The sequence below is a fragment of the Streptomyces sp. NPDC052101 genome, assembly GCF_040680235.1.
Classification (GTDB): Bacteria; Actinomycetota; Actinomycetes; order Streptomycetales; family Streptomycetaceae; genus Streptomyces.
Genome location: NZ_JBFAWH010000017.1, coordinates 106,111 through 130,385 on the forward strand (window position 1 = coordinate 106,111; position 24,275 = coordinate 130,385).

29 protein-coding genes are annotated in these 24,275 nt (G+C 70.9%); 28 read left to right on the plus strand and 1 reads right to left on the minus strand.

Annotated elements, in window-relative coordinates; genetic code table 11:
* Positions 1-139: 139 nt before the first annotated feature.
* A complete protein-coding gene (locus AB0L75_RS28240; RefSeq protein WP_365186316.1) occupies positions 140-895 on the minus strand; it encodes a site-specific DNA-methyltransferase in 756 nt (251 codons plus the stop codon).
* Positions 896-1,425: 530 nt separating this feature from the next.
* On the opposite strand from AB0L75_RS28240, the gene AB0L75_RS28245 reads away from it, so the two are divergent.
* The 28 genes from AB0L75_RS28245 to AB0L75_RS28380 all read left to right on the plus strand — a co-directional run bounded on the left by AB0L75_RS28245 (position 1,426) and on the right by AB0L75_RS28380 (position 24,236).
* The gene (locus AB0L75_RS28245; RefSeq protein WP_365186153.1) at positions 1,426-2,547 is read left to right on the plus strand and encodes a C40 family peptidase; all 1,122 of its coding nucleotides are present in this window, start codon (positions 1,426-1,428) and stop codon (positions 2,545-2,547) included.
* A 138-nt stretch (positions 2,548-2,685) separates the two neighbouring features.
* On the plus strand, positions 2,686-3,003 hold the full coding sequence (locus AB0L75_RS28250; RefSeq protein WP_365186319.1) for a DUF6112 family protein: 318 nt from the start codon (positions 2,686-2,688) through the stop codon (positions 3,001-3,003).
* Positions 3,003-3,689 carry a hypothetical protein gene (locus AB0L75_RS28255; RefSeq protein WP_365186156.1) on the plus strand — a complete coding sequence of 229 codons (687 nt, stop codon included), beginning with the start codon at positions 3,003-3,005 and terminating at the stop codon, positions 3,687-3,689. The genes AB0L75_RS28250 and AB0L75_RS28255 overlap by 1 nt, the downstream gene beginning before the upstream one ends.
* Positions 3,690-3,724: 35 nt before the next feature.
* Complete coding sequence (locus tag AB0L75_RS28260; protein ID WP_365186158.1) at positions 3,725-5,104, plus strand: ATP-binding protein; 1,380 nt, start codon at positions 3,725-3,727, stop codon at positions 5,102-5,104.
* Positions 5,105-5,191: 87 nt separating this feature from the next.
* Positions 5,192-6,670 (plus strand): SCO6880 family protein, encoded by a 1,479-nt coding sequence (locus AB0L75_RS28265; RefSeq protein ID WP_365186161.1) that lies wholly within the window; start codon positions 5,192-5,194, stop codon positions 6,668-6,670.
* 147 nt (positions 6,671-6,817) lie between these two features.
* Positions 6,818-7,300 carry a hypothetical protein gene (locus tag AB0L75_RS28270; RefSeq protein WP_365186163.1) on the plus strand — a complete coding sequence of 161 codons (483 nt, stop codon included), beginning with the start codon at positions 6,818-6,820 and terminating at the stop codon, positions 7,298-7,300.
* Complete coding sequence (locus AB0L75_RS28275) at positions 7,297-7,749, plus strand: DUF6238 family protein (RefSeq protein ID WP_365186166.1); 453 nt, start codon at positions 7,297-7,299, stop codon at positions 7,747-7,749. Before AB0L75_RS28270 ends, AB0L75_RS28275 begins: the two co-directional genes overlap by 4 nt.
* Before the next feature lie 25 nt (positions 7,750-7,774).
* On the plus strand, positions 7,775-9,271 hold the full coding sequence (locus AB0L75_RS28280) for an ATP-binding protein (protein ID WP_365186168.1): 1,497 nt from the start codon (positions 7,775-7,777) through the stop codon (positions 9,269-9,271).
* 141 nt (positions 9,272-9,412) lie between these two features.
* Entirely contained in the window at positions 9,413-10,210 is a 798-nt protein-coding gene (locus tag AB0L75_RS28285; protein ID WP_365186170.1) for a hypothetical protein, read from the plus strand.
* A 294-nt stretch (positions 10,211-10,504) separates the two neighbouring features.
* The gene (locus tag AB0L75_RS28290; protein WP_365186172.1) at positions 10,505-10,957 is read left to right on the plus strand and encodes a hypothetical protein; all 453 of its coding nucleotides are present in this window, start codon (positions 10,505-10,507) and stop codon (positions 10,955-10,957) included.
* A gap of 62 nt (positions 10,958-11,019) precedes the next feature.
* Positions 11,020-11,523 (plus strand): hypothetical protein, encoded by a 504-nt coding sequence (locus tag AB0L75_RS28295; protein ID WP_365186175.1) that lies wholly within the window; start codon positions 11,020-11,022, stop codon positions 11,521-11,523.
* Positions 11,524-11,811: 288 nt separating this feature from the next.
* Positions 11,812-12,591 carry a hypothetical protein gene (locus AB0L75_RS28300; RefSeq protein ID WP_365186177.1) on the plus strand — a complete coding sequence of 260 codons (780 nt, stop codon included), beginning with the start codon at positions 11,812-11,814 and terminating at the stop codon, positions 12,589-12,591.
* 9 nt (positions 12,592-12,600) lie between these two features.
* Positions 12,601-13,131, plus strand: a complete 531-nt coding sequence (locus tag AB0L75_RS28305; protein ID WP_365186179.1) for a hypothetical protein — start codon at positions 12,601-12,603, stop codon at positions 13,129-13,131.
* Between the two features lie 160 nt (positions 13,132-13,291).
* Positions 13,292-13,825 carry a hypothetical protein gene (locus AB0L75_RS28310; protein ID WP_365186181.1) on the plus strand — a complete coding sequence of 178 codons (534 nt, stop codon included), beginning with the start codon at positions 13,292-13,294 and terminating at the stop codon, positions 13,823-13,825.
* A gap of 41 nt (positions 13,826-13,866) precedes the next feature.
* On the plus strand, positions 13,867-14,640 hold the full coding sequence (locus AB0L75_RS28315) for a glycosyltransferase (protein ID WP_365186184.1): 774 nt from the start codon (positions 13,867-13,869) through the stop codon (positions 14,638-14,640).
* Positions 14,641-14,858: 218 nt separating this feature from the next.
* Positions 14,859-15,668, plus strand: coding sequence for a DUF317 domain-containing protein (locus AB0L75_RS28320; protein ID WP_365186186.1), 810 nt, complete (start codon positions 14,859-14,861; stop codon positions 15,666-15,668).
* Positions 15,669-15,698: 30 nt separating this feature from the next.
* Positions 15,699-16,877: a hypothetical protein gene (locus AB0L75_RS28325; RefSeq protein WP_365186187.1), complete on the plus strand. Its 1,179-nt coding sequence runs from the start codon at positions 15,699-15,701 to the stop codon at positions 16,875-16,877.
* A complete protein-coding gene (locus tag AB0L75_RS28330; protein WP_365186190.1) occupies positions 16,874-17,356 on the plus strand; it encodes a hypothetical protein in 483 nt (160 codons plus the stop codon). The genes AB0L75_RS28325 and AB0L75_RS28330 overlap by 4 nt, the downstream gene beginning before the upstream one ends.
* On the plus strand, positions 17,353-17,712 hold the full coding sequence (locus tag AB0L75_RS28335) for a hypothetical protein (protein ID WP_365186193.1): 360 nt from the start codon (positions 17,353-17,355) through the stop codon (positions 17,710-17,712). The genes AB0L75_RS28330 and AB0L75_RS28335 overlap by 4 nt, the downstream gene beginning before the upstream one ends.
* A 183-nt stretch (positions 17,713-17,895) precedes the next feature.
* Positions 17,896-18,396, plus strand: coding sequence for a hypothetical protein (locus AB0L75_RS28340; RefSeq protein WP_365186194.1), 501 nt, complete (start codon positions 17,896-17,898; stop codon positions 18,394-18,396).
* Positions 18,397-18,501: 105 nt separating this feature from the next.
* Complete coding sequence (locus AB0L75_RS28345; protein WP_365186196.1) at positions 18,502-18,921, plus strand: hypothetical protein; 420 nt, start codon at positions 18,502-18,504, stop codon at positions 18,919-18,921.
* Positions 18,918-19,835 carry a hypothetical protein gene (locus AB0L75_RS28350; protein WP_365186198.1) on the plus strand — a complete coding sequence of 306 codons (918 nt, stop codon included), beginning with the start codon at positions 18,918-18,920 and terminating at the stop codon, positions 19,833-19,835. The genes AB0L75_RS28345 and AB0L75_RS28350 overlap by 4 nt, the downstream gene beginning before the upstream one ends.
* Positions 19,836-19,858: 23 nt before the next feature.
* On the plus strand, positions 19,859-20,569 hold the full coding sequence (locus AB0L75_RS28355) for a hypothetical protein (protein WP_365186201.1): 711 nt from the start codon (positions 19,859-19,861) through the stop codon (positions 20,567-20,569).
* Positions 20,570-20,601: 32 nt separating this feature from the next.
* Positions 20,602-21,351, plus strand: a complete 750-nt coding sequence (locus AB0L75_RS28360) for a hypothetical protein (protein ID WP_365186203.1) — start codon at positions 20,602-20,604, stop codon at positions 21,349-21,351.
* Positions 21,352-21,425: 74 nt separating this feature from the next.
* The gene (locus AB0L75_RS28365) at positions 21,426-21,851 is read left to right on the plus strand and encodes a hypothetical protein (protein ID WP_365186206.1); all 426 of its coding nucleotides are present in this window, start codon (positions 21,426-21,428) and stop codon (positions 21,849-21,851) included.
* A gap of 344 nt (positions 21,852-22,195) precedes the next feature.
* The gene (locus tag AB0L75_RS28370; RefSeq protein WP_365186208.1) at positions 22,196-22,585 is read left to right on the plus strand and encodes a hypothetical protein; all 390 of its coding nucleotides are present in this window, start codon (positions 22,196-22,198) and stop codon (positions 22,583-22,585) included.
* A complete protein-coding gene (locus AB0L75_RS28375; RefSeq protein WP_365186211.1) occupies positions 22,582-23,394 on the plus strand; it encodes a DUF317 domain-containing protein in 813 nt (270 codons plus the stop codon). The genes AB0L75_RS28370 and AB0L75_RS28375 overlap by 4 nt, the downstream gene beginning before the upstream one ends.
* Positions 23,391-24,236, plus strand: coding sequence for a DUF317 domain-containing protein (locus tag AB0L75_RS28380; protein ID WP_365186213.1), 846 nt, complete (start codon positions 23,391-23,393; stop codon positions 24,234-24,236). The genes AB0L75_RS28375 and AB0L75_RS28380 overlap by 4 nt, the downstream gene beginning before the upstream one ends.
* Positions 24,237-24,275: the final 39 nt, after the last annotated feature.

Below are 24,275 nucleotides of genomic sequence, written 5' to 3' on the forward strand. Positions count from 1 at the left end.
GAGGGGTGAATTGCGGCTCCAACCATCCGGAGAATCCCCGGTTTCGGTAACCGGGACTGTGGTGCTATAACCCCGTGCGCGGCACAGCGAGGGCGCACATTCGGCACGCCGGTGACCATGCCGCGCAACCGAGGGGACGTCAGGAGGTGAGCGTCATATCGTGATGGCTCAGGGTCTGTTGGAGGGTTTCGGTGAGCCGGTCGGCGGCGATCTTGGCGTAGTGCTTGGTCTTCTCGACGCCGATGAAGTCCCGCCCCTCCAGCAGGGCGGCCACGCCGGTACTGCCGGAGCCGCATGTGAAGTCGAGCACGGTCCCGCCCTGCGGTGCGATCTGCACCAACTCACGCATGACCGAGACAGGCTTCTGCGTGATGTGCTGGCGCGCCTTGCCGCTGGGCTGCGAGGCGCTGTAGAGGCCGGGCAGGTAGACCGGGTTGCGGGAGGCGTCAATGGGTCCATTGGAGGCCCACACGATGAACTCGCAGTTCTGCGTGAAGCGGCCCTTTTGTGGCCTGGCCTGCGGCTTGTGCCAGGCCAGCACGCCGCGCCACAACCAGCCGGCCGCCTGGATCGCGTCCGTGGTGATCGGCAACTGACGCCAGTCGGTGAACAGCAGCGCGGTCCCGCCGACCTTGGTGAGCCGGTGCGCCTCGGTCATGATCTGGGTCAGCCAGAACCCGTAGGACCGCTGGTCCATGTTTTCGCCGGTAAAGTCCGGCAGCTCGTGTCCGGCGTCGGCAGAGGTGTACTTCTGCTTCGCACTGCGGGTGGTGCGCTCCTTCGCTGTCCGCCCGCCGCTGTTGTAGGGCGGGTCGGTGATGACGGAGTCGACGCAGTTGTCCGGCAGCGTGGACAGCACGTTCAGGGCATCGCCCTGATGCAGGGAAAAAGGCAAAGAGGAATCCCAATTCGGGTCGGGTGAGATGAGGGAGAGGTACTCCGTCTCGCCTGGGAGACCCCGCAGGACCGAATACGGGGCAGAGGGCACCGCGGTCCCGCACAGCAAGGGGGTGCGAGGGGGAGGAGTCAAAACTGTAGGGCACGATCCCCGGTTGAGCGCTATCGACGCCGAATGCCCTGGAATCAAGCCTTGATCACCAACGATTTCGGCAACCGGGGATCCGCCCTTACTGTTTTGGAACTGCCCGGCGAACACCGCCGACGGCACATCCCCACGCCTGCCCTCACGGAGGTATCCCCGTGTCCCGGCACACCTGACCCGACGCCCGCCGCCGGTGCCAGCTGCAACTCGCACCCACGCTCCCGGGCCCCCATCTACCCACCCCCGGCCGCCGCACCCTTTCCACAACCGCGCACGCATGGTCGGGACTTCACTCCCAAGGACTTCGTTGTGACATCGCTCTACCCTTCCCTGCCCACAACCCGGCCACCGTGCCATAGCCGCCTGCCGGGAGGCCGGCCGGATTGAAGGGCATAGCCGCCGGCATCGGCGTCGTCGTCCTCTCCCCCCTCCTGCTCGCCGGGACAGCCATGCTGATGGCGTCCTCCAGCCAAGCCGCGACCACCACCGCTTCCAGCAGCTGCAGCCTGACCGGCATCGACACCGACGAGGTGACCAAACAGGTCACCAAGATCCTCGACGGTGCCGACGCCAAGCACATCCGCATCAAGGGCCTGGACCTGCCCGCCGAGCAGATCCCCAACGCCCAGACCATCGTGGCCACTGGCATCAGCCTCAACGTCCCCGCGAAGGGGCAGATCATCGCGCTCGCCACTGCGATGCAGGAGTCCCGGCTCCGTAACCTCGGCTCCGGCGACCGCGACAGCCTGGGCCTGTTCCAGCAGCGACCGTCCCAGGGCTGGGGAACCGCCCAGCAGATCCGCGACCCGGTCTACGCCAGCGAGCAGTTCTACAAGCACTTGCTCGCGATCCACGGCTGGCAGCAGATGCAGGTCACCCAAGCCGCGCAGGCCGTCCAGGGCTCCGGCTACCCCGACGCGTACGCGCAGTGGGAGGGCCTCGCCACCGCACTGCAGAAGGCCATCGCCGCCACGTTCCCGGACGCCGGCAAGGACAAGCCGGCCACCGGCACGGCCACCAAGTCCGCGACCAGCACAGGAGGATGCGCGCCGGACGGCACGTCGTGGGGACCGATCCCGGAAGGCAGCGTCCCCAAGGGCTACACGATCCCCAAGGACGCCGACCCCAAGGCGCGCACGGCCATCGAATGGGCGATGCACCAGCTCGGCACGCTCTACCAGTGGGGCGGATCCTGCACAGCCGCGCACGGCCCCGATCCGATGGGCCGCTGCGACTGCTCCAGCCTGATGCAGCAGGCGTACAAGCACGCCGGCATCAGCCTGACCCGAACGACGTACACGCAGGTCAGTGAAGGCAAAGCCGTCTCGCCGAACGCCCTGAAACCCGGTGACCTGATCTTCAGCCGCGGTACGGCCACACGGCCCGAACACGTCGGCATGTACATCGGCTCGGGCCTGGTCATCGAGGCCCCGCGCACCACCAAGCCCGTCCGGATCACGCCACTCGCGGACTGGGACATCCTCGCCGCTCGCCGCGTCGTCTGACGCCGCACCCCGCCCGCGCGGCTTCGGGCGGGCCTGGCCGCGGCCCTCTCTCGCGCCCCGCGCGCCCCTCCCCCCTCTCTTCCTTTCCTTCCCTTCCCGCTGGCCCTCACCCGGCCTGCGCCTGCAAGGAGCCCCGTCATACCTCTGTCTCTCGCAGACCGCGCTGCGGTCTACCTCGCCTACGATCCGGGCATCTCGCCCCAGGGCGGTGGCCTGCCGGGCCTGTCCGTCCTGAAGAACGTCGTCAACTCGATCAACTTGTTCGGCATCGTCGCCGTCGTCGGCGCCCTCGCCGTCTCCCTCGCCGTCTGGGCGTGGGGCCACCACACCGGTGGCCACCAGGCCGAAGCCAACGGGAAGAAGGGCACCACCGTTGCTGCCGGCGCCGCCCTCGGCCTCGGTGCCGCCAACGGCATCGTCGCGTTCTTCTCGTCCCTGGGGTCGCAGGTCCACTAATGCAGAAGCGATTCCCCTCCCTGTCCGGGTACGGCGTCACCTGGTCGGTAAACAAGCGCGTCGGACTCGTCGCGCTCGTGATCACCGTGCTGCTCGCCGCGGCGGCCACCACCGCGTACTTCACGGGCCGGGGTGAACAGCGCCAGGAGCAAACCCAGGGCTCGCCGTCCCCCGCGAGCAGCGCCTCGCCGTCCGAGGCCGCACCAACGCCGTCGGCGGGGTCGGGATCGGTTCCCGCTCCCCCGCAGATCGCCGAACCCGTCGCCTACGCCAAGGCCGCCGCCGCCATGCTGTGGTCCTACGACACCCGCGACACCAGCCGCGACCAGCAGCTCGCGGGCATGCGCGCATGGATGAGCAAAGAGCCCAAATACGCCGACTGGGCCTCGGTCTCAGGCCAAGTCCCGGATCCGCTGCTGTGGTCACGGATGGCCGACCAGGACCAGCACGCCACCGCGAAGATCACCGAAGGCCACTACCCGGGCGCCTTCAAGCAGGCCCTGGCCGAGGACCCGTCGGCAATCACCCAGGCATACATCTACGTCGTCACCGTCAACGGCACGCAGCACATCGCCTGGAAGAAGGGCGGCGGCGGAGCCGAGGACCGCGCCGTGACCCTCGCCGTGCAATGCCGGCCCAGCCACGACTGCACCCTCGCCGCCATCGCCCCCAGCGTCACGCAGTGACCCACCCCGCCGACACATAAGGAGGACAACCCCCTTTGGGTTTCTGCGACTACCCCATCGCGGACAAGCTGTGCGCCGTCGGCGACGCCGTCGACTTCGCCTCCGATCCCGGCAAGGCCATCGGCGACTGGATGGCCAAGAGCGCCGGCGAACTCGCCGCAGCAGCAGCCGACCTCGCCGCCAAGGCCGTCGACACCACGACCAGGGTCGACCTGAACGCCGGCTGGTTCCGCGACAACTACGAAATGCTGCTGCCGATCGGCCTGGTCATCCTCGTCGGCACATTCTGCGCCCAGCTCATCCGCGCCGCCGTCAGACGCGACGGACAAGCCCTCACCCAGGCGTTCACCGGCACCATGTCCGGCGTCCTGTTCGCGTTCTGCGCCATCGCCCTGACCACCGTCGCCATCGAAGTGGTCGACGCCCTGTCCGACGGGCTGTTCCAAGCCTCCCACCTGAGCATCGAGTCGGCCGTCCGCCGCATCGTCAAGGTGAGCCAGATCGCCGGCCTGGCCGGTCTGGGCTGGCTGGTCGCGGTGTTCGCCGGCCTCGGCGCGGCCATCGGCGCCTTCCTCTACTGGTGCGTCATGATGGTCCGCAAGGTCGGCATCCTCGTCATGGTCACCCTGGCGGTGTTCGCCGGGGCCGGAGGCGGCTGGGAGGTCGCCCGCCGGTGGCGCCGCGGCTGGGTCGAGGCCACCGCCACCCTCGTGGTCTCCAAGCTGCTGATGACGATCATCTTCGTGCTCGGCATCGCCGCCATGGGCAAGACAGAGGCCAAGGACGGGATCGGGGCACTCGCCGACGTCATGTCCGGCATCGTGATCATGGTCTTGATCCTGCTGTGCCCCTACGCAACCTTCAAGTTCGTACACTGGGCGGCCGAGGGCACGTCCGGCGAGGACATCCACCGCGCCGGTGGCGCCGGAGCCCAGATGGCCCGGCAGCACGCCGAACGCGTGGGCAGGAAGGGCGCCGCGATGGCGGCCACCGCCGGAACCGGCGGCGCGGCGGCCGGAGCGGGCGCGGCAGCCGGAACGAGTGCAGCACCTCAAGGCCCGGACGCCATACCGGGAGGCTTCCCCGGCGACATCGCTGCCCATCCCACAGGCGGCAGCGGCAAGGCCAGCAGCAGTGCGAACGGCTCCTCGGGAGGCAGCGGGCTGAAGGAGGGTGTGGAGCAATCCGTGCAGCCTCCACCGACCAGCCCCCGCGACGATGCCAGTGGCCCGTTCGGCGGCTCGCCCGGCCAGGGCGGGCACGGCTCGGGATCGCACGCCGGCCACGGCGGCTTCATGTTCCAGCCCGGCGCGGATGTCTCCACGCCACCGCCGCAGGGCGCCCCGCCGGCCCCGAACTCCTCCGGCTCCTCCGCTGGATTCGGAGGACCACCCCCCGGTCCCACTGGCCTGTGACCCTGCCCGACTCCGGGGCGGCACGCGCCGCGCACCACTCGCAGCGTGCCGCCCCGGCCACCGCCCCGCGCTTCACTGGAACAGCCCTTGTCTGATCTCACCGCCAACGCGATACCGCCCACGGTCAAATTCCCCCACCGTTCCAGGCGCGGCATCCTGCTCGGCCTCTCTCTTCCCCAGCTCGTCCTCGTCTCTGGTGCTCTGGCTCTGCTGCTGGTCACGGTGGTCACCACCGGATTGCTCGGCGGGCTCACCCTCATACCTGTGTGGGCGGCGGTCGCCGCCTTGGTCGCCCTCCGCCGTCAGGGCCGTTCCCTGATCGACTGGGCGCCGATCGTCGTCCGCTACGCCTGGCGGCGTCGCAGCGGGCAGACCCTGTGGCTCGCCCGACCCGTCACCCGGCCCCGGCAGGACGGCATCCTGCACCTGCCCGGCACCGTCGCCTCACTCAAGGTCGTCACCCCGGGCGACTCCGCCAACCAGGCCGCCGCCGTGCACGACCCGCACCAGCAGACCCTCACCGCCGTCGCCCGCGTCAGCAGCCGCGCCTTCGCCCTACTGGATCCGGCCAGCCAGAGCCACAACGTGGCGGGCTGGGGCCGGGCTCTGGCGGGCACCGCCCGCACCGGGCACGTCGCCACCGTGCAGGTCCTGGAGCGAACGGTCCCCGACTCCGGCGACACCCTGGCCCGGCACTGGGCCCAGCACGGCCGTCCCGAAGCCCCCGTTGCCGGGCAGGTCTACTCCGAACTCGTCGCCTCCGCCGGCCCCGCCGCCGCCCCGCACGAGACCTATCTCGCGATCTCGCTCGACCTCAAGGCCGCCAAACGCCTGATTTCCCAGGCCGGAGGCGGACTGCCCGGCGCGTTCACCGTCATGGAGCAGACCACCGCCGCGATCGCGCAGGCCGCCCGGAACGCCGGGCTGATGGTGACCGGGTGGCTGTCCGCCCGGGAGATCGCCGCCGTCATCCGCACCGCGTACGATCCCAAGTCCCTCGCCGCGCTCCAGCAGTGGTCGGACACCGGCCGCGCGGAAGCAGACCCGGCCGCCGCCGGGCCCGTCGTCCAGGTCGAGGAACACGACCGGATCGCCACCGACTCAGCCCGCCACGTCACCTACTGGGTGGAGAACTGGCCCAGGGTCGAGATGGGCGCCGGTTTCCTGCACGGGCTCATGTTCACCGCCGGGGTCCGCCGCACCCTCTCCCTCACCTACGTCCCCCAGGGGCTCGAGTCCGCGCTGCGTGACGTCCAGCGGAAGAAGGCCGCGATCATCGCGGATGCGTCCGAGCGTGCACGGCGCGGTCAGGTCGACAGCGAAGAGGACTCCGTCGAGTACGCCGACGTCAAGGCCCGTGAACGGCAGCTCATCGCCGGGCATGCCGATGTGGCCCTGACCGGCCTGGTCACCGTCTCCGCCGACACCGACGAAGCCCTGGACGGCGCGTGCGCGCAGATCGAGACCGCCGCCGTCACCGCCGGCGTCGATCTGCGAAGGCTCTGGTACCAGCAGCCCGACGCCTTCACCGTCGCCGCGCTGCCCCTTGCCCGCACCGCCCTGTAAGCCCTCCAGTCCCCAGGACATGCGCTGACATCGAACCCCGACCACGACCATCTCGTACGCGAACTGCGTGCCCTGCTCACTTCCTCCGAGGAACTGATCGCCCGCCACCACGACCTGATCGGCCAATACCTGGACGCCGAAGGCGAGGTGATCGAGGACAAATATCCCGAGTACGACGACGTCCGCATCACCACGGCCATCGAGGCAAGCGACCATCTCGACGACCTGGTGATCCGCCTCGCCGTCCTCCTCGGCCCACCGGCACCACGCGCGTTCACCCTCACGTTCGCCGGGCACGAGCGACACATCGGTGAGGCGCCGACGAGTTTTGTCGTCAACGCGACCAGCCTTGACGATGCCGCCCGCAACCTTGCCCTGCTCCCGAGCTGGCGCGAGTGGCTCCTGGCCAACGTCGCGTGTGACGGCGGTGCGGACATCGTCTACCTGCCGGAGCAAAGCCATCCCGGTCTCCCGACACGCGGCGAATTCGCCGACCTCCGCGCGGAACAAGGGCCCGTCGCGTCCCAAAACGCCTCCGCGGTTCCCGCCAGTCGCCGCGCCGCCGTCCCCGTCACCGGTCCCAGACCGACCCCCGCTCCCGTCAACACGGCGGCAAGGACACCTCATTGACCCAGCCCCACATCACCGCAACCGACGCGCATCCCTACCTGCGTGCCGCCACCGCCGGCATCCGCCACCACGCCCGTGCCCGCGTCCGCGCCCCACAGCCGGAGCCGGTGGACCGCACCCACCTCGACACACTCCACGCCCACCTCACCGAACTTCACCGGCTCATCGATCAGCTCGCCGAGGCAGCACGCCCTCCCTATCCCGGAGCAGGCCGGCACCTCGCCAGCGCACATACACGGCTCTGGCAAGCCAGTGCCGAGATCCACTCCGCCTTCCACCTCCTGCCAGCAGCCTCCGTGAACGCCACCGAGTGCCGTCCCGAGCAGCTCCCGGACGGGCCACCCTTCCTCACCATCTGCCAGCGCCACCTCGCCGCCGGACACGCCGTCCGCCGCAAGACCACCCCGGCCGACCTCAACCGCCCGCACACCACCGCATGCGTGCGATGACCGCCTACCGAAGCGAGGGCCCACGATGAACCACCGGCCCGCCCGCCGCGCCTCCGCCAGCCCGCTGTTCACCCCCCACGGCACCGACCGGGCCAGCCGCAAGGCCGCCCGCCGTCAGCTCGCCGACGCCGCCGCGAAAGCACGCGCCGAAGCCACCGCCCACCCGGCGGGCACCGCACCGGCCGAGCACGTCATGCCCGCGCCGCTCTACCCGACTGCCGGGCGCCCCGGCCTGGCCTCCGCGCGCGGGAGCCGGCTGAAGCTGCCTGCGCACCGTATGACCACCGCCGTCGCCGCCGGCGCATACCCCTTCCTCGCCGAAGGCGGACTCGGCGCCGAAGGCATCTACATCGGCCGCGACGTCCACGCCGAAGCTTCGTTCGTGTTCGACCCGTTCGCCCTGTACGGCCGCGTCGAGGGATTCACCAACCCGAACGTGCTGCTGGCCGGAGTGATCGGCCAGGGCAAGTCGGCGCTCGCGAAATCGTTCGCGCTGCGCTCAGTCGCCTTCGGCTACCGGGTCTATGTCCCGTGCGACCCCAAGGGTGAGTGGACCCCCGTCGCACAGGCGCTGGGCGGCACCTCCGTCGCCCTCGGCCCCGGGCTCCCCGGCCGCCTCAACCCCCTCGACGCCGCTCCGCGTCCGGACAGCGTCTCCGAGGCCGACTGGACGGGTGAGATCCGCAAGCGGCGCCTCCTCCTGCTCGGCTCCCTGGCCCGGACCGTCCTCGGCCGGGACCTGCTGCCCATGGAGCACACCGCCCTCGACGTCGCCCTCGACGCTGTCGTCACCCGCGCCGCTGCCACCGGCCGGACCCCGCTGCTCGGCGATGTCGCCGCCGCCCTCAACAACCCCGCCGTGCTCGACGAGACCGCCGGGATGCAGCTCGGGGATGCGGCCCGCGACCTCGCCCACGCCATGAGGCGCCTGGTGCACGGTGACCTGGCGGGCATGTTCGACGCCCCCTCCACCATCGCGTTCGACCCACGCGCGCCGATGCTCACCATCGACCTGTCCCGGCTCGGCGGATCCGGTGACGACACCGCCCTCGTCCTCGCCATGACCTGCGCCTCCGCCTGGATGGAGTCCGCCCTCACCGACCCGGGCGGCGGCCGGCGATGGATCGTCTACGACGAAGCATGGCGCCTGATGCGCCACATCGGCCTGCTCCAACGCATGCAGGCCCAGTGGAAGCTCTCCCGCGGACTCGGCATCGCCAACCTCATGGTCATCCACAGGCTCAGCGACTTGCTCACCGCCGGCGACGCCGGATCACGAGGCCGGGCGCTGGCCGAGGGACTCCTCGCCGACTGCTCCACCCGCATCATCTACCGGCAGGAACAGGACCAACTCCACGCCGCAGCCTCCCTGCTCGGCCTCACCACGGTCGAAACGGACGCCATCGCGCACCTCAACCGCGGACGCGGTCTGTGGAAAGTCGCAGGCAGGTCGTTCATCGTCCAGCACCTTCTCCACACACACGAGCTGACCCTTTTCGACACCGACGCACGTCTTCGCTGAAACCCCCGCCCTCGCGGCCGGCTACCCCACACGATCACTTCACCAGGAGCCACCGCACGGACAGCGGGGTCAGGGCACCCCGTCTGGCCGGCAGCACACAACCCGCAACGCAATGTCGTCCATACACGCTCATAGGAGCCCATGCCCCCTCCCCACACCCGCGCCGCTCTGTCCGACTTCGCCTCCGCACTCGCTCGGCGACTGCCCGGCGCCTGGCACAGCGAGCTTGAGAGCTATCCCGCCTTCGAAGACCAGTTCCCGCTCGCGGACCAGATCTGGGACTGCGGCCCGGCAGCGTCGGCGCCGCTGGACTGGGATCTCGAACACGCTGCACGCCTCCACGGCCCTGGTGACCAGCATCTGTACGTTATGGCCCGGCCCCGCTACCCGCACCAGTTCCTGGTGGCCCCGCTCAAGCCGGCCAGGTTCCGGCAGCATCACTTCCGCGGGGTGGACGAGCCGAACGGTATCTCCGTACCCCGTGACCCGGTACGTGCTGCCGCCGCAGTCACCCGCCGTGTTCTGCCCCACTACCAGCAGGCCCTGGCCGCGGTCGAGGACAACGCACGCACTCAGCCCGAGCCGCCGCACCGCCCACCCGCAGCTCAGGCGGACCGGACCCTCACGCTGGTCTGGTACCCCGACGGCGCGGTCGGGGCACCGTCCGAATCGGTGCCCAAGGAGATGCGTGCGACGCTGTTCGGCTGCCGTTTTCAGTACGACCCGCACCAGGCGGCGTTCGTGCTCTCCACCTACTACAGTCCTGCCGAGCGTGCCCTCCTCGTCCAACTCGCCGTCCAGCGCCTGATGGCCGAGGGCTTCGGTGTCGACTTCCGCCGGGCAGCCCCACCCACACCCGCCACCCCGGCAGGCCGCCCGCTCACCGCGGTCCACAGCACACCGCCTCCCGCCACCCCGGCATCCGCCGCACGTCGGTAGGCCGCGTTCCCGCGGGAAGTTGCCTCATGAGGCCGCACGTCTGCGCACGCACCCACCGTTTTGCCGCCGAGCATCGCCTTCCGTGCCCCTGGGGCACCGTCTTCCTCGGAAAGCAGCAGCGTGTGGTCTTCGACTGGGGCACAGAACACACCGATCCGGCCGGTGGCCTTCTCGGATCTCGACCCCGGACAGGCTGACGGCCAGAACACGCCGCCCGGCCGGCAGCGAACCCACAGCCCTGAGCGGCAAATCTCCGCCCTCCCCCACCACATGACGACCTGCAGGAGTCTTCTCGTGCCCGCCCTCATCCCACGCCGACGTCATCGGGCTGCCGTGTCCGCCTCGATGTTCCTGGCCTCAACCGCCCTGCTCGCCGGATGCGGCACCACCCAGGACAGCACCCACACCACGGCCACCACCACAGCACCGCACACGTCTACGCCCCGGCCGAGTGCTACGCCCACGGTCGGCGGGCTGGACGGCACGTGGCGGCCGATCAACTCCGACAGCCCCATCACCTCGCTAACCATTTCCCACGCTGCCGTCACCACCACCGGCACCCTCGCCTGTCCCGGAACGCTCACCCACACCACCACGGCCCACCCGGTGCTGACCCTGCACTGCACGACACCGGACCCGGACCGCACCCGGGGCACCCTCACCCTCCGGGCGGACAAAGCCGCGCTGGTCATCAACTGGGACGGACCGAAGTGGGGCGGCGTGCTCGACAGCCTGCGCCGTGCCTGACCCGGCGGCAGAACTCGGACTCTGCCGTGCGAAGTCTGTTTCCCTCCGATCTTGACCATCGGATGCTGCTGCACGATCTGGCCGACCGGCTCAACACCGTGGCCGACCAGCTCCCGCTCCCCGACCAGATCCGCCCCGATCCGGCGCTGAGCGAGATCCTGGACGACGAAGTCCGTCACCTGGCCCGGCTGCTGGGCTATCTGGCCGGGGAGAGCGCGCTGCGCCACCGGGCCGCGGCCCGCTACCCGGCCCAGGACACGGCCACCCAGCGGCGCATCACGTTCGCCCTAGCCCGCGCCGCCGAGCCCACCGGGGCCGCACTGGCCGCCCTCGGCAGTGCCATCCACGTCATCGGCGTGATCGCCAACCTCACCCACCAAGGCCCCGGCCAGGCCCGCGACCGGGCCGCCGCGCACCAGCACCTCGCGGACCGCCTCGACGAGAGCCGCACCCACCTCGCCCGCGCCGCAAAGGGCCTGCGCAAGGCCGCCGACACTCGCACGGCCCCGATCCCTGCCGCGCCAGCACCGTCCCCGCCGGCCGCCATCACATCCCGTACCCGCTAGCCCTCCCTATCCCGGAGCATTCCCATCCCCCAGCACACCTCCGCCCGCCGCACCGTCCTCCTGCTCAGCGCCGCAGCGGTCGCACTGACCGCGTCCGCCTGCTCCACCTCCGCCAGCACCACAACCACGGCCACCCGCACCGCGCATCCCACGCCAGCCGCCGAGCCGGCACTGACGAAGCAGCAGGCCATCGCTCAGATCGCCCACTATTCCAAGATCAACAACGAGGCCAACGCCGACAACAACCGCAAGCTCCTCGCCACCGTCGAAGGCGGCCCGCTGAACGCGATGTCGGTCGCCGACTACAAGGAAAGCGAGGGCCTGCCCCAGGCCGACCGGGAAACGTACAGGTCCTGGTCATACGACCTCGCCTCCACCGACGTCTACATCCCACGCCTCAAGCCGGGCCAGCAGAAGTGGTTCGCCGCCGTCACCCGCTCCGGCACCACCAAGCAGCTCGCCCGCGTCCTGGTCCTAGCCCAGAACGCGAAGGCGCAGCGGTGGGAGATGGTCGCCGCCGTCGACGTCGACGACCCCCAGCAGCTCCCGAAGATCGTGCTCGACAAGGACGGCTACGCCACCGCCATCGACGCCTCCTCCACCTCGCTGACCGCGCCGGTCGGCGTGCTGCGCACGGCGGTTGGCGACAACTTCGCCACCGGAGGCGAGACGACGGGCAAGAAGGTCTTCGTCCCGACCGATGCATCCGGGCGACAGATCAAGGTCCACGACCAGACGGTCCACAAGTTCGGCACGCGCGGCACCACCCGATTCGCGTCTGCCGATGCGCAGTTCCCCGACGCGTACGCGCTGAAGACGACCGCCGGCACGCTCGTGGTCTTCTCCCACACGCACACCCAGCACGACTCCGTCACCGCGCCGGGCCTTCAGATCGTGCCGGACAAGCAGGACCGAGCCTGGCTCAGCGGGCCGAGCCCGGCCTTCACCTACACGTTCACCTGCTCGGACCTCGCCGCCGTCCCCTCCGCACGCAAGCCGTCCAGTCTGCTGGGCTACGGCTGCCGCCGCACGGACGCCAAGGCCGCCGTCCCGGACCTCGCCCTCTAGGAACCGGCCGTGCGAGATCCCGACTTCGAGTTGTACGACAACGTCGGCCGCGACGCCGACCAGATCGCCGCCGCCCGCTATGGCATCGCCACCAGCCGCGACCTGCGGCGCTGGGCGGAGCGCGACGCCGCCCCCTTCCTGACCGAACACCCGCTGCCCAACGAGCCGCTGCCGGGCCCCGACCTGGCCCCGTACCTGGACGCGCTCGCCGCCGCCGAGACACCCGCGCAGGCCAACGCGGTCACCCAGCAACTGCTGGACGCAGCCGAACCCGTGCTCAAGGCGGTCAGCGACTGCCTCGTTGCCGCCGCCCGGTGGCGCGGACAGAACCGCGGAGCGGAGCTGGGCTCCCCGCCCAAGATGCTGATGGCAGCGGCCAGCAGGAGCCTTGGCGTACTGTCCCTCGCCGACCAGGCGGATCTGGCGATCCTGCGCGCCGAATACGACCCGGCACCCGCCCCGCCCCAGCCGCGGACCACACCCGGCCTCCCGCCGGCCCCGCCCGGCACACCGCCCACCGGACCGGCCCCTGGCCGCTGACCTGCGGCTCGCTGACGCCCGGTCTCCTTCCTGCCCCGGCCGGTAACCGCACTGCCGCAGGTCCGCGACGCCTGCCCCGCCCCTCCTGCCCCTCCCCTTTGGAGATCATCTGTCCACCCGCTCCTTCATCGCCCGCCCCACCGGCGACGGCTACGCCGGCGTGTACGTCCACTTCGACGGCTACCCCAGCGGACGCCTGCCCCTGCTGCTCGGCGCCTACCAACACCGCTTCGGCGGCGACGTCGAGGCCATGTCCCGTCACCTCATCGACAGCGTCGACTACGGCTGGTCCCAGCTCGGTACCGATCTCCTCGACGGCGCTCCCGACGACCTGCTCCAGGATCTGACCGGCGGGACCGAGTACCCCAGCCGCGCATACGACAACGTGATCAACACGGACGGCACGCCGGCAAAGCGCCGGCTCATCACCCCGGCCAACAACGGTGGCCTGGACTGGGGATACGTCCTGCACCCTCACGGCATTGAGGTCATCAACCTGCTGGAGGAGGACATCGGTCCGGTCGTCGACTGGCACACCGATCCGCGGGCCCGCTTCAGCGACAGCGTCGCACGGTGGAGGTCGAACCGACCGATCCCAGCCACCCTCCCGCCGCGCACCACCCAGCCCACCGCCACACCCGTCCAGCCAGCGGCAGCACCCGCCTCCACCACACGTCCGGCCGCCCGCCGCTGAACCCCGGCCCCGCCACCCGATCCCGGAGAACCCTCCTGCCCTTGCACACCCGCCCCGACATCACGGTCGTCATCGCCACCCAGCTACGCCCCGAACGCCTGGGCTACCTCAACGAACTGCACGCCAGCCTTGTCCGGCAGCTCGTACCGTGGGAGGCCGTCCTCGTCCTCGACGGGGCCGACCGCGCCCGTCTGCCCCAGCCGCTCGCCGCCGATCCCCGCATCCGTGTGGTCGAACTGCCGCGCCCCCTCGGCGCTGCCGCCGCCCGGAACCTGGGTTTGCGCTGTGTTCGCACCCCCTTCGTCTGCTACAGCGACGACGACGATCTCCTACCGGCCGACAGCCTTGCCGTCCGCCACCGGCGGATCACCGAGACCGGGCTCGGGTGGGTCGCAGGCTGGAGCGCGGACCTGCACGCCGACGGCACCACCACCATCTGGCGCTGCCCCACTCCGCCCGGCGTGCACCAGCCGGGTGACGTGACGGGGTACTGGACCAGCCCCGACGCGCAGATCCCGCTCGGCCAGACCATGCTGCTGGCGCGGACCGAACTCGTCTTCGCCGCGGGCGGGCACGGAGGTCTGCCGCAGGGCGAGGACTTCGTCATGGTCAACGGCGTCACCAATCTGGCCCCCGGTGAACTCCTCCCCCACGTCGTCTACTGCTACCGCAAGCACCCCGCCCAGATGAGCGCAGGTGGCGCCGCCTTCCGTGAACTGGAGGGCTCCGCACGCGAGTTCGCGTTCCGGCACGGCCGCGCATTGCGCTCGGCGCTGACGCGCTCGCGTATCCACGGGCAGGAGACGGCGACCTGATGCCTTCCAGCACTGCCCAGGCGACCCTGCACTTGATCGCCCAGTGCCATAGGAGGTCGCCGCACCCCTGCCCACCACCTCTGCGGACGGGACCCTGCGGCGGATTCACCCCGCCGCAGGCCGACGGGCACAGCGCCCTCGCAACATGGTCCACCCTGGTGCAGGCGGCCACCTGCGTCCCCACGCCCGTTAGCCCACCCCACTGCTTGAAGGCCCCCATGCCCAACGACCACACCAGTGCCGCGGAAGGAGAGGTCCTCCTCAGTCCCCGCTATCTGGCCGCCAGTTTCCCCGACGAGCACCACGCTCTGCTCCCCGTCTTCGCCAAGCGGTCCGGCTGGTCCGCGCACACCGGCGACGCCTCGTTCACCGTCACCAGTCCCTGTGAGCGCGTCACCATCCGCCACGACCGCACCGCCGAGGGCGACGGCCCTCACCTGGTGATCACCGCCCGCACGGACAAGGACGCGCCCGAACGCTGGAGAGCCGATGTCGCGGGCCTGGTGCCCGTCGAGTTCGTCGCCTCCCTCATCAGCACCGTCGCCACCGGGCTCAAAGCCGATCCCGACCACGCCATCTACGGCATCGGCACCGAGCCCGAGCTGATCGAGCTGCACGTGGACCCCGGCCACTGGGACTACATCGAGGACCTGGGGCTGGCCGGGTTCCAGTCCCACGACGGACATGCCGCCATACTCGGCCGCCCGCCCGGCTCCCTCGGCCCGCCGCTCCAGGACGACGAGGCGATCATCTGGCACCTCGGCGCCTACCCCGACGACCTGGGACCACTGTGGGCCGTCTCCTTCACCGAGAAGACGCCGCCGTTCGTCGTCAACGCGGTCCTGGCCCAGACGCTCAGCACCGCTGCGATCCGCCGGCCCGCCAACTCCGTCCTGCCCGAGGCACTGGCACCGCTGATGTCCGCTCGGTGGGTTCCTCCGTCCCCGCGACACCCCACCGTGCAGCCTGGGCCCGGCCACGGCCTGCCGGGCGGGCCCGGCATCAGCCGGTCCCCGCGGACGCACTGACCCCTCGCCGGCGACACCCCCAGGACGTGGATGCCCCCGCACTCTCCCGCACACATCACCCTGTCGGCCAGCACCACCGCCGGCATCGTCGCCGTCGCCCACGGTGAGAAGTACCCCTGGGCAGAAACCGCCCTGCAAATCTGCGGATTCCACCGCCGCGACGACGGCGCATTCGCCCTGTCCGGCTACAGCCCGAAAGCGACCCGTGACACCGTCCGCAACTTGATCCGCACCGCCCACCGCCACCAGACCAGCGTCACGGCCAGCCGCCGTCCCTACCTCGGTGACGTCGCCGAGGAGATCGCCGCGCACCTGCCCGGCACCTGGAGCGCCGAGACCAGCATCCACAGTCACCCGGAATGGCAGTACGACCTCGTCCCCTCGCTGTGGGACGACGGCGAACTCCTCCAAGCCGTTCAGCACCAGCGTGCTCCGTACACCGCAGTCCTGAACAACGGCGAGGGCATCAATCTGCTCCTCGTCGAACGGCCCGGCCACCCAGGCGACTACCTGGTCGGCGCGTTCGCCTCGGACGGGTTCGACGACAACATCGACGAGCCGATCGCGCCGCGCAGCATCGTGCTCCCCGGCGATCACCAGCTGGCGGCTGCGGCTATCGCGGAGCGGTTCCTGCCCGCCTACCACCAGGCTCTGCACGCCCGGCGGCTGGACACCGTCGTGTACGGACTCGACACCCTCCGCGAGGAGTACGAGACCTTGGCGGCGATGAAGGAGTCCGGCCGCTACAGCGACGCCACCCTCCTGGACCCGGACGAACTCCCCGTCTTGGAAGAGCAGTTCGCTGACATGGCCCACTACAAGCTCCGCAACTACCTCATCCACGCGCCGGATCTGCTGGAGCAGTGCCGACCGGAGCAGACCCCCTGGCCCGAAGACGCCGCAGCGCTGGACCGCATCCAAAACGCCATAGCGCAGTGGCAGAACGCATTCGTCGAATGGCGCCGGTTCGTCCCGCCCGGCCTCCTCGCAACGGCGTCGGACGAGGCCAAGGCACAGGCGAAGGCCCGGCGGGATGCCCGGCTCCGGCCGGTGATCGAGACCTGGCTCACCGACGGGGAAACCTTCCTGCGCCAGGCGAGGGCCGCAGCCCCCGCCCCGCCACGCCCGCTTCCCGGACCGGCCCCAGGCGCCCCGGCGCTCCCGCCCGCCCTGCCCATACCGCCCGGTGCGACACCCCCGCGCCGGTGACCCAAGAGGAGAGGCCCCACCTGTCTGACCACTTCCATTTCGGCGTCCACCCCGAACACGGCTTCGTGGCCGCCGCGACCGCGAACGTCCCCGCGCACCTGGCCCACTGGTATCTGGAGCGCGTGCAGTTCGAGCCCGTCCCCGACACCCCGGGCCTGTACCGGCTGGCCAACCCCGAGCAGGACGGCCTGCGCCGCGCCCGGCAGGCCGTGCAAGACCTGCGGGTCACGCTGCACCGTCACGGCTACACGGTCGGAGCCGACTACGCCCTCGAACCTGCCCTGGCCTCACCCCCCGCGCCACCGGAGGCCCGCAACCAGCTCGTGGAGCGCCGCAGTCGCATCGCGCAGGCCGCCGCCACCCGCTCCCCGCAGCGGGCCTCCGCCCCCGCAGCCACACCCGCCCGGCCCCTGCCCCAGGCCGGCGCCGTTCCCGCAGCCGGGCGCACGCAGTCGGCCGGAAGCGGGCAAGGCCGGTGACCGCACGCGACGCGACCATCCGCATCACCCGCGGCCAGGGCGGCGAGGTCGAAGTCGACGGAACCGTCGACGCCTTCGCCGCGAGCGTCCTGGCCCGCGCCGGATTCGTCACCTACCCGCATTTGCGGGGCGTCTGGACCCGCCTGCCGTTCGACCTCGGCCGCACCTGGGAGAACGAACACGCCACCTGGGCAGCGCAGATGCTCACCGCCGCCCGCTACGCCGTCGACCTCGACCCTGATCTGCGCCACGCCCCGACACCGGCCTCCGGCTCGCCGGCCAGCACCAGCAGCCGTACGAAGACCGCAATGACCACCCAGCCGCCGCCCGGCACCAGCCACGGCCGACAACGCTGACCGGCACGCCGAAACGAAAGACGCTCCCCTGACCTCCGAAGCCGAAATCACCCACCACCACAACCGCCGAGAACACCCCGCGGTGGCGTCCCTGTCCGACCACGCGGCGGCCCACTCCGCCACCCGTCGCTGACCCGGTCGGCGCACTGAACCACATCCCGACCACAAGGAGATCTCCCGTACATGGCCGTCCGTACGACCTGGACCATCGTCCACAGCCCCTGTGGACACGAAGTTGAACATGATCTTTCCGACCGCCCCGCTGACCGGCGGTCCGGATTCGCCCGCTGGCTCTCCACTCGCGAGTGCTCTGACTGCTGGAAGGCCGCCCGCGACCAGGACAGCGCAGACAAGAAGGAATGGCTTGCCGCCAAGCGCGCCGCAGAACAGCAGGAAGCCGCCGAGTGGGCCGCCCGGTTCGGCATGCCGCCGCTGGAAGGCCCCGCCAAGGCCCTCGACTGGGCGCAGCGCTCCCGCCATCAGCTCGTCACCGCCGCCTACACCGCGCTTGTAACCGAAGGCACCTGGGACGAGAGCGACTGGACGGTACTGGAGGACAAGATCCGCACCGTCACCCGGGCTGGCTGGTGGCTTGACCAACGCGACGCCGAGGGCACCGACCTGCCCGAACTCCTCGACGCGGCCACGAGCGACGACACCGGCACGGAGAACCCGTTCCGATAGCCGCAGGGCCCATATACCCCATGATCCCCGGTTACCGAAACCGGGGATTGTCCGGACCCTTGGTTCTCCCACCGCCGCCCCGTGCTCTTCGTGGAAGGACCTTCTGTGCCCAAGCCCGTCATCCGCCCGCCGCACCCGCCCAGGGACACCCTCACGCCCGAGCGGGACATCACCCACGCCCACTTCCGGCCCGGCGACCACATCGTCGTCTTCAAGGGCGTGGCCGACGGGCGGCTGTGGGGAGATGCGATGAGTGTCGTCACCCCGTCCTGGCACACCCCAACCGACGAGGACGGATGGCGGCTGCGTAACCCCCGCGGCGGCGAGCAGACCTACACCACCGGACACCCCCGCTACATGGTGCACCTCGCGCGCCGCTGCCCCGACTGCCTCATCTACCAGCGCGCCCTGGAGGACTACCTCCTGCCCAGGTTCGCAGGCACCAAGGGCACCGTCGACCTGGGCTGGTACAGGGTCTCGCCGACGAACCAGATCACCCACGTCAACGACACGGTCGCCCGGTGATCCCCCGCATCCACGAGCGCGGTCTCGACCCGGCCATAGCGCTCGCCAAAGCCCTCGGCCGCCGTGTCGGCACCCACGCAGGCCCGATCGACCACACCGTCATCGCCCACTGGCCGGGCCTTGACGCCTTCGCACCCGACGACGAGCACAACACCTGGACGTCCGCCGAGTGGGCCGAACACCTCGACGACCCAACCTGGCAGCACCCCTTCATCACCAGTCCCCAGGGCGAGCACCCCATCTGGCACGCCGACATCCGCCTGCACCCCCGCGACGACGATCTGACCGGACCGGAATGGTCCGAGATCGCCCACCGGCTCATCCGCACCGCCGACATCCACACCCTGGGCGAGGACAACGGGTGCCGCTGGATCGCCGTCAAGGCCCAGCCCGGCCGCCTCGACCTGATCGCCAACCTTGTGCGCAGCGACGGAAGCTGGAAACGGCTGCCGCACCGGCTCGGCCAGCTCCTGGCCAACGAGTGCCGCCGTATCGAGAGCGACCTCGGCCTCATCGCACCCCAGCCCGGTCCCGCCCGCGCGCCGGCCCCCGTGGTACAGGCCACCCGCATCGCGGCCCGCCACCAAGCAGGCGAGCAGGAGATGGCGGTGGAATCCGTCGAGGCCGCCGCCCAGCTCGGGCAGCTACTGAAGCGACTTACGGATGAGGACACCGGGCCGCTCGCAACTGTCCGCGGCCTCGTCGAACACGCCGCCTACCGCTTTGACCGGCTTCCACACCCCTCCGGCGCCGCTGCCGGGCATCAACTGGCGCTGATCGCCAGCCGGTTGTACGGCATCCAGCAGGACCTCGACTCCACCGCCGCCGCCCTGCCCACCCGCGCGCGAACAGCGCCGCCAGCCGCCCTGGCATCCGTCGTTCGGACGGCCGGCCGAGCCCGGCCCTCCCGCTGACCACACGAGAAAGATCCGTCGACGTGGCCCTTGCCGACCGCATCGTGACCCTGCGCCGCGATGTGCACTCCGGGGAAGTCCTCGCCCGAGGAGGAGACCCCGAAGCCCACAGCATCCTTGAGCGCAGCGGCTTCGTGCCCGTCCGCCGCCTGCACGAGACGTACCACCGGCTGCCCACCGCGCTGGATGAGGCCGAAGAGAAACGTCTCGCCATCCGAGCCATGGCCCGTCTGCGGGCCGTGAGCTATCACGTCGCGACCGATGACGCCTTCGACACCGAGATGCACGAGCCCCACTACCTGCCCCTCGGTGCCCAGGTCAGCCACCTCGCCGAACAGATACGCCAGGCCACGACCACCGACGAGGTCGCCGCTGCGCTCACCGAACTGACCGCCTCCCACGACGGCGTCCTGACCGCCCTCGGCCAAGTACTCGCAGCCACCGCCGCTTTCTACCAGGGCCTCGGCGGGCCGGCGGACCCCTACACCGCGAAGCGGCTGCACTACCTCGCAGAGCAGCGGCTCGGCGTCTTGTGGTCCGACCTGGCCCACATGCGCAACGACCTCGCCGACCGCCACCACGACCACCCCCAGCGTCGTGGGTGCACCGGCGAGGTCGGCCCCGACGAGACGGAAGTCTCCGCCGTCTGCGCCTGCCCGCCGCCTCCGCCACTGCTCACCACAGCCCCCACGGCCCCACCCGGCCCTGCCGCCCCCGCAGGCCGCCGGCGCTGAACCCGAACCGCGATCCCGCTCCAGAGGAATCCATGCACGACCCCATCCACGACACCGGCTTCGACTCCTTCGCCGCCGTCCTCGCCGACGAACTGCCCGGCACCTGGACCAGCCAGTACCACCCCGGCACCGCGCCGGACGACGTCACCGCGCAGGTGTGGGACCTCAACGAAGTCGCCGATGCGCTGGCCCGGCACCGCGTCCGCGCCCATGCGCTCCTCACCAGTGCCGAGGGCACCCGGCTCTTCGTGACCGATGCCCCACGCCGCCGCGACAGCTACCTGGTCGCCGCCATGGCACCACAGGGCGTACCGGCCGAAGCCTTCCGCGGCGTACGGGAGCCGGACGGCATCACCGTCGCTGCAGACCCGTTGCGCGCCGCCGAGGACATCGCGTACGAGCTGCTGCCCCGCTACGACAAGGCCCTCGCCCGGGTCCGGCGCAATGCCGCCCGTCTCGCGCCGACACCGGCCGCACCCGGCGACCACGTGGTGATGACCTGGTCCGGCGACGCCATCGTCGTCGACAGACCCGAGCAGCGCCCCGACATCGAACTGGCCCTGGTCGTACACGGCTTCAAGCTCGACGTGGCCAAGAACGCGTATTTCCTGTCCGGTGACGACACCGCCCTCCAGGCGGCGTCCGTGCGCGGCGCAGGCCGCCGCTTGTCCGAGATGGGCATCGGCGTCGTCCTGCGCAATCCGCCGGCCAAGCCCGCGCTGGACACGATCGCAGTCGCTCCCGTGGCCCCGACCGCCGCCGCACCGCACCGCAGCCGGTGACCCGTCCGCACACCGAGTACGAGCCGTTCTTCAGACGGCGATAGCCCCGGCCCGAGAACAGGAGCAACCCGTACATGGGAAACCGCGCCGACGACGAAGGCACCGACGTGGAGATCTACGTCAGACCGCTGACTGACACCGTTCACGCCGACACCCCTACGGGAGCACCCGAGCGGCTCCTGGCCCTGCTCGACAGCCTCGGCTTCGAGCGGAAGGTCCTCACAACCGCCGGCCCCGTCTACGTCTGGCACGAAGTACCAGCCGAACTGACCGAGCACGAGAAAAAGCAGCTCGCCACCCGCGCGGTGCCGTCGCTGCTCATGGCCGGATACCTGGTCAACATCAGCAACGACGTCTGGGACGCCGCCGCCTACCGGGACGCCGCCAGCGTGCTGCGCCGACAGCGCACCAGTACCTCCGCCACTTCCGTCAGTGAGCCGCCCGCGACAACCGCCAGCATCGGGATACACGACAGACCGGCATCCACACGGCGGCGGTAACCCATCCCCTCAGCGCCGCTCACTCCCGCCCCAGTGTCGCCGCCCGCCGACGAGCAACGGTCCCCTGATTCCCTCCTCCCCAGCGCCCTTGGAGTTCCCATCACCCCCGAATCCGATCCCGCCATACCGCCCATCACCGCCGAGGGCACGCCCCGCCTGGCCTCAGCCCTCTTCCGCCGCTACCTGCGCGCCGTCGCCGTCGGCAGCCGCACACACACCATTGCCCTCGCCGGCGGACGTCCCGAGGCAGCCCTCGCCGAAGCCCGCCGCCACGGCGCCCTCCCCCGCCCGGCCGACAAGCACCTCCCTGCCCAGCCGCGCCCCCACACCCGTTCAGGAGGCCGATGAGCGACCCGAGCCCCTACTCCGTACAGCTGGCCGCCTCCGTCGCCCGCCAGATCGACCAGCTCACCCGGCACCTGGCCCAGTCGCCGCCGCGTGAAGCAGCTCAGATCCTCGGCGCGGTTCTCGACTACGACGAGGGCATCCTCGGGCGGGTCACCGATCTCGTCGGCGCAGGATCACGCTTCGCCCAGGACCACTCCCAGCGCGGCATCCTGCCCCCCGAGGTCTGGCTGGCCCTGGGCCGCGCCGCCAACGAACTCGACAGCGTCGGCGTCGACCTGGCCGAGCACACCGACGCGATCCAGCAGCTCACCGGGCCGCCCACGCCCACGAGCAGCCCGACGCCTAAGCCCGTGGCCTCCGCGATGGTCGTCAGGCGGCGCCGGTGAGGAAGCAGAAGCAGCAGTGGGCCGGCTGGGGGCCCGCCGGCGGCGAGCAGGCCCAGCAGCACTACCTCGTCGAACCCCGCTATCTCGCCGGGGGCGGCGACCTGCGCCACGTCACCGAGTACCTGCGCGCCTCCGGGTGGAAGGACAAGTCCAAGACAGGCGGCCCGGTCGTGTTCGAGAGCCCGGACAAGAGTGTGCGTCTGGGATACGACCCGTTCACCCAGCCCGGCGGCTGGACCCTCAGCGGCCGGCAGACGCCGGTGCAGGGGGCGTGGCACGCCACGCTCTCCCGTCAGACTCCGGTCGAGATCGTCGCCGGGGTCACGGACGCGCTGACCAGGCCGCGCAGCGCGCACGCCCCCAATGTATGGGCGCCGCTTGAGGCACAGGGCTGGCAGATGGAGCAGGGCCGGCACGTCACCGTGCGCAGCGCGGACGGTGACGCCGTCGTGCGCTGGCACCAGTCCGGCCACGGGCACGGTCACTGGTGGGCCGGTGCCCGTAACGAGCACGGCAAGGTGTGGGAGGCGTTCTTCACCCCCACCACGCCGATGCACCTGGTGGAGGCGTTCAGCACGGCCTTGGCGGACCCGCAGCCGGTGATGCGCCCGCTCGGCCGCGTACCGCCCTCCCAGCGGATCCGCACCACCTCGGTGTCCGTGCGGCCCTCGGAGCTGAGTGCCTGGCAGCAGGCCCGGATCAACGCCGCCCGCGCCGCGACCTGGGCGCGCAGTTCCTTCGCGACCACCCGGGCGCGCACCGGACCCGGTGCCCGCCCCTATGCGGCGAAGGCGGGGCGGCCCCGGTGAGCCACGAGCGGTTCTACTCCCGCGTCAACGGGCCCGCCGTCCATGGCGTCACAGCCGTCCGCCGGCTGGATGAGGTCACTCCTCGGTATCTTGCCGGCGGCGGTGACCCCCGGCACGTCACCGAGCATCTGCTCGCTGCGGGCTGGACCAATCACTCAGTGCCCGGCTATCCCCACGTGCTGCTGGAGAGCCCCGGCCAGCATCTGCACCTGACCCTGGAGCCCACCGCGCCCGAGGAACGCGACACCTGGTGGCGGATCCACCCCGCCAACCACCAGGGCTGGAGCGCACAGTTCGGCGGCCACACCCCGGTCGAGATCATCGCCGGATTCACCGACGCCCTCCACAGCGCGGCACCGGCTCCGCGGAGCGACCCGTTGCATCTCGCGGCGAGCCGCGGCTGGACGAGGACCACGGCCGGAGTGGAGCAGGCCGCGTTGTCGCCGGACGAGACCGCGGTCCTGGCCCGGATCAACGTGCCCGTGGTGTCCGATACTCCCGTTCGGCGCTGGAAGGCCGAAGTCTGTATCCCTCGGTCCGACGGACGCCTGAGCTGGATCTGGGGAGCCTCGATCGACGAGAGGGCGCCCGCCGCTGCACTCGTCGGATTCGTCAGCGCACTCACCGACCCCATGCCACTCCTGCGGGACGAAGACCAGACCCCAGCCCGCGCCTTCGGTTACCTCGACGCCATCCCGAGCAGCATCTCTCCGGAACAGCACCGCCGTTGGCACGAGCAGCGCCTCGAACAGGCCCGCCGCACCCTCGCAGCGACGCCACCGTCACCCGCTGGCCCTGCCCGCCCCCAGGGCGGGCCGGCACACCGACGAGGGCGCCGCTGACCAAGCCGTCCCCGCCCGAGCCATGTCACCTATCCGAAC

Coding starts and splice junctions, on each gene's coding strand:
- AB0L75_RS28255 (WP_365186156.1), top strand. CDS start 3,003: ATGCAGAAGCGATTCCCCTCCCTGTCCGGGTACGGCGTCACCTGGTCG.
- AB0L75_RS28280 (WP_365186168.1), top strand. CDS start 7,775: ATGAACCACCGGCCCGCCCGCCGCGCCTCCGCCAGCCCGCTGTTCACC.
- AB0L75_RS28285 (WP_365186170.1), top strand. CDS start 9,413: ATGCCCCCTCCCCACACCCGCGCCGCTCTGTCCGACTTCGCCTCCGCA.
- AB0L75_RS28295 (WP_365186175.1), top strand. CDS start 11,020: ATGCTGCTGCACGATCTGGCCGACCGGCTCAACACCGTGGCCGACCAG.
- AB0L75_RS28300 (WP_365186177.1), top strand. CDS start 11,812: ATGTCGGTCGCCGACTACAAGGAAAGCGAGGGCCTGCCCCAGGCCGAC.
- AB0L75_RS28320 (WP_365186186.1), top strand. CDS start 14,859: ATGCCCAACGACCACACCAGTGCCGCGGAAGGAGAGGTCCTCCTCAGT.
- AB0L75_RS28325 (WP_365186187.1), top strand. CDS start 15,699: ATGCCCCCGCACTCTCCCGCACACATCACCCTGTCGGCCAGCACCACC.
- AB0L75_RS28340 (WP_365186194.1), top strand. CDS start 17,896: ATGGCCGTCCGTACGACCTGGACCATCGTCCACAGCCCCTGTGGACAC.
- AB0L75_RS28360 (WP_365186203.1), top strand. CDS start 20,602: ATGCACGACCCCATCCACGACACCGGCTTCGACTCCTTCGCCGCCGTC.
- AB0L75_RS28365 (WP_365186206.1), top strand. CDS start 21,426: ATGGGAAACCGCGCCGACGACGAAGGCACCGACGTGGAGATCTACGTC.
- AB0L75_RS28370 (WP_365186208.1), top strand. CDS start 22,196: ATGAGCGACCCGAGCCCCTACTCCGTACAGCTGGCCGCCTCCGTCGCC.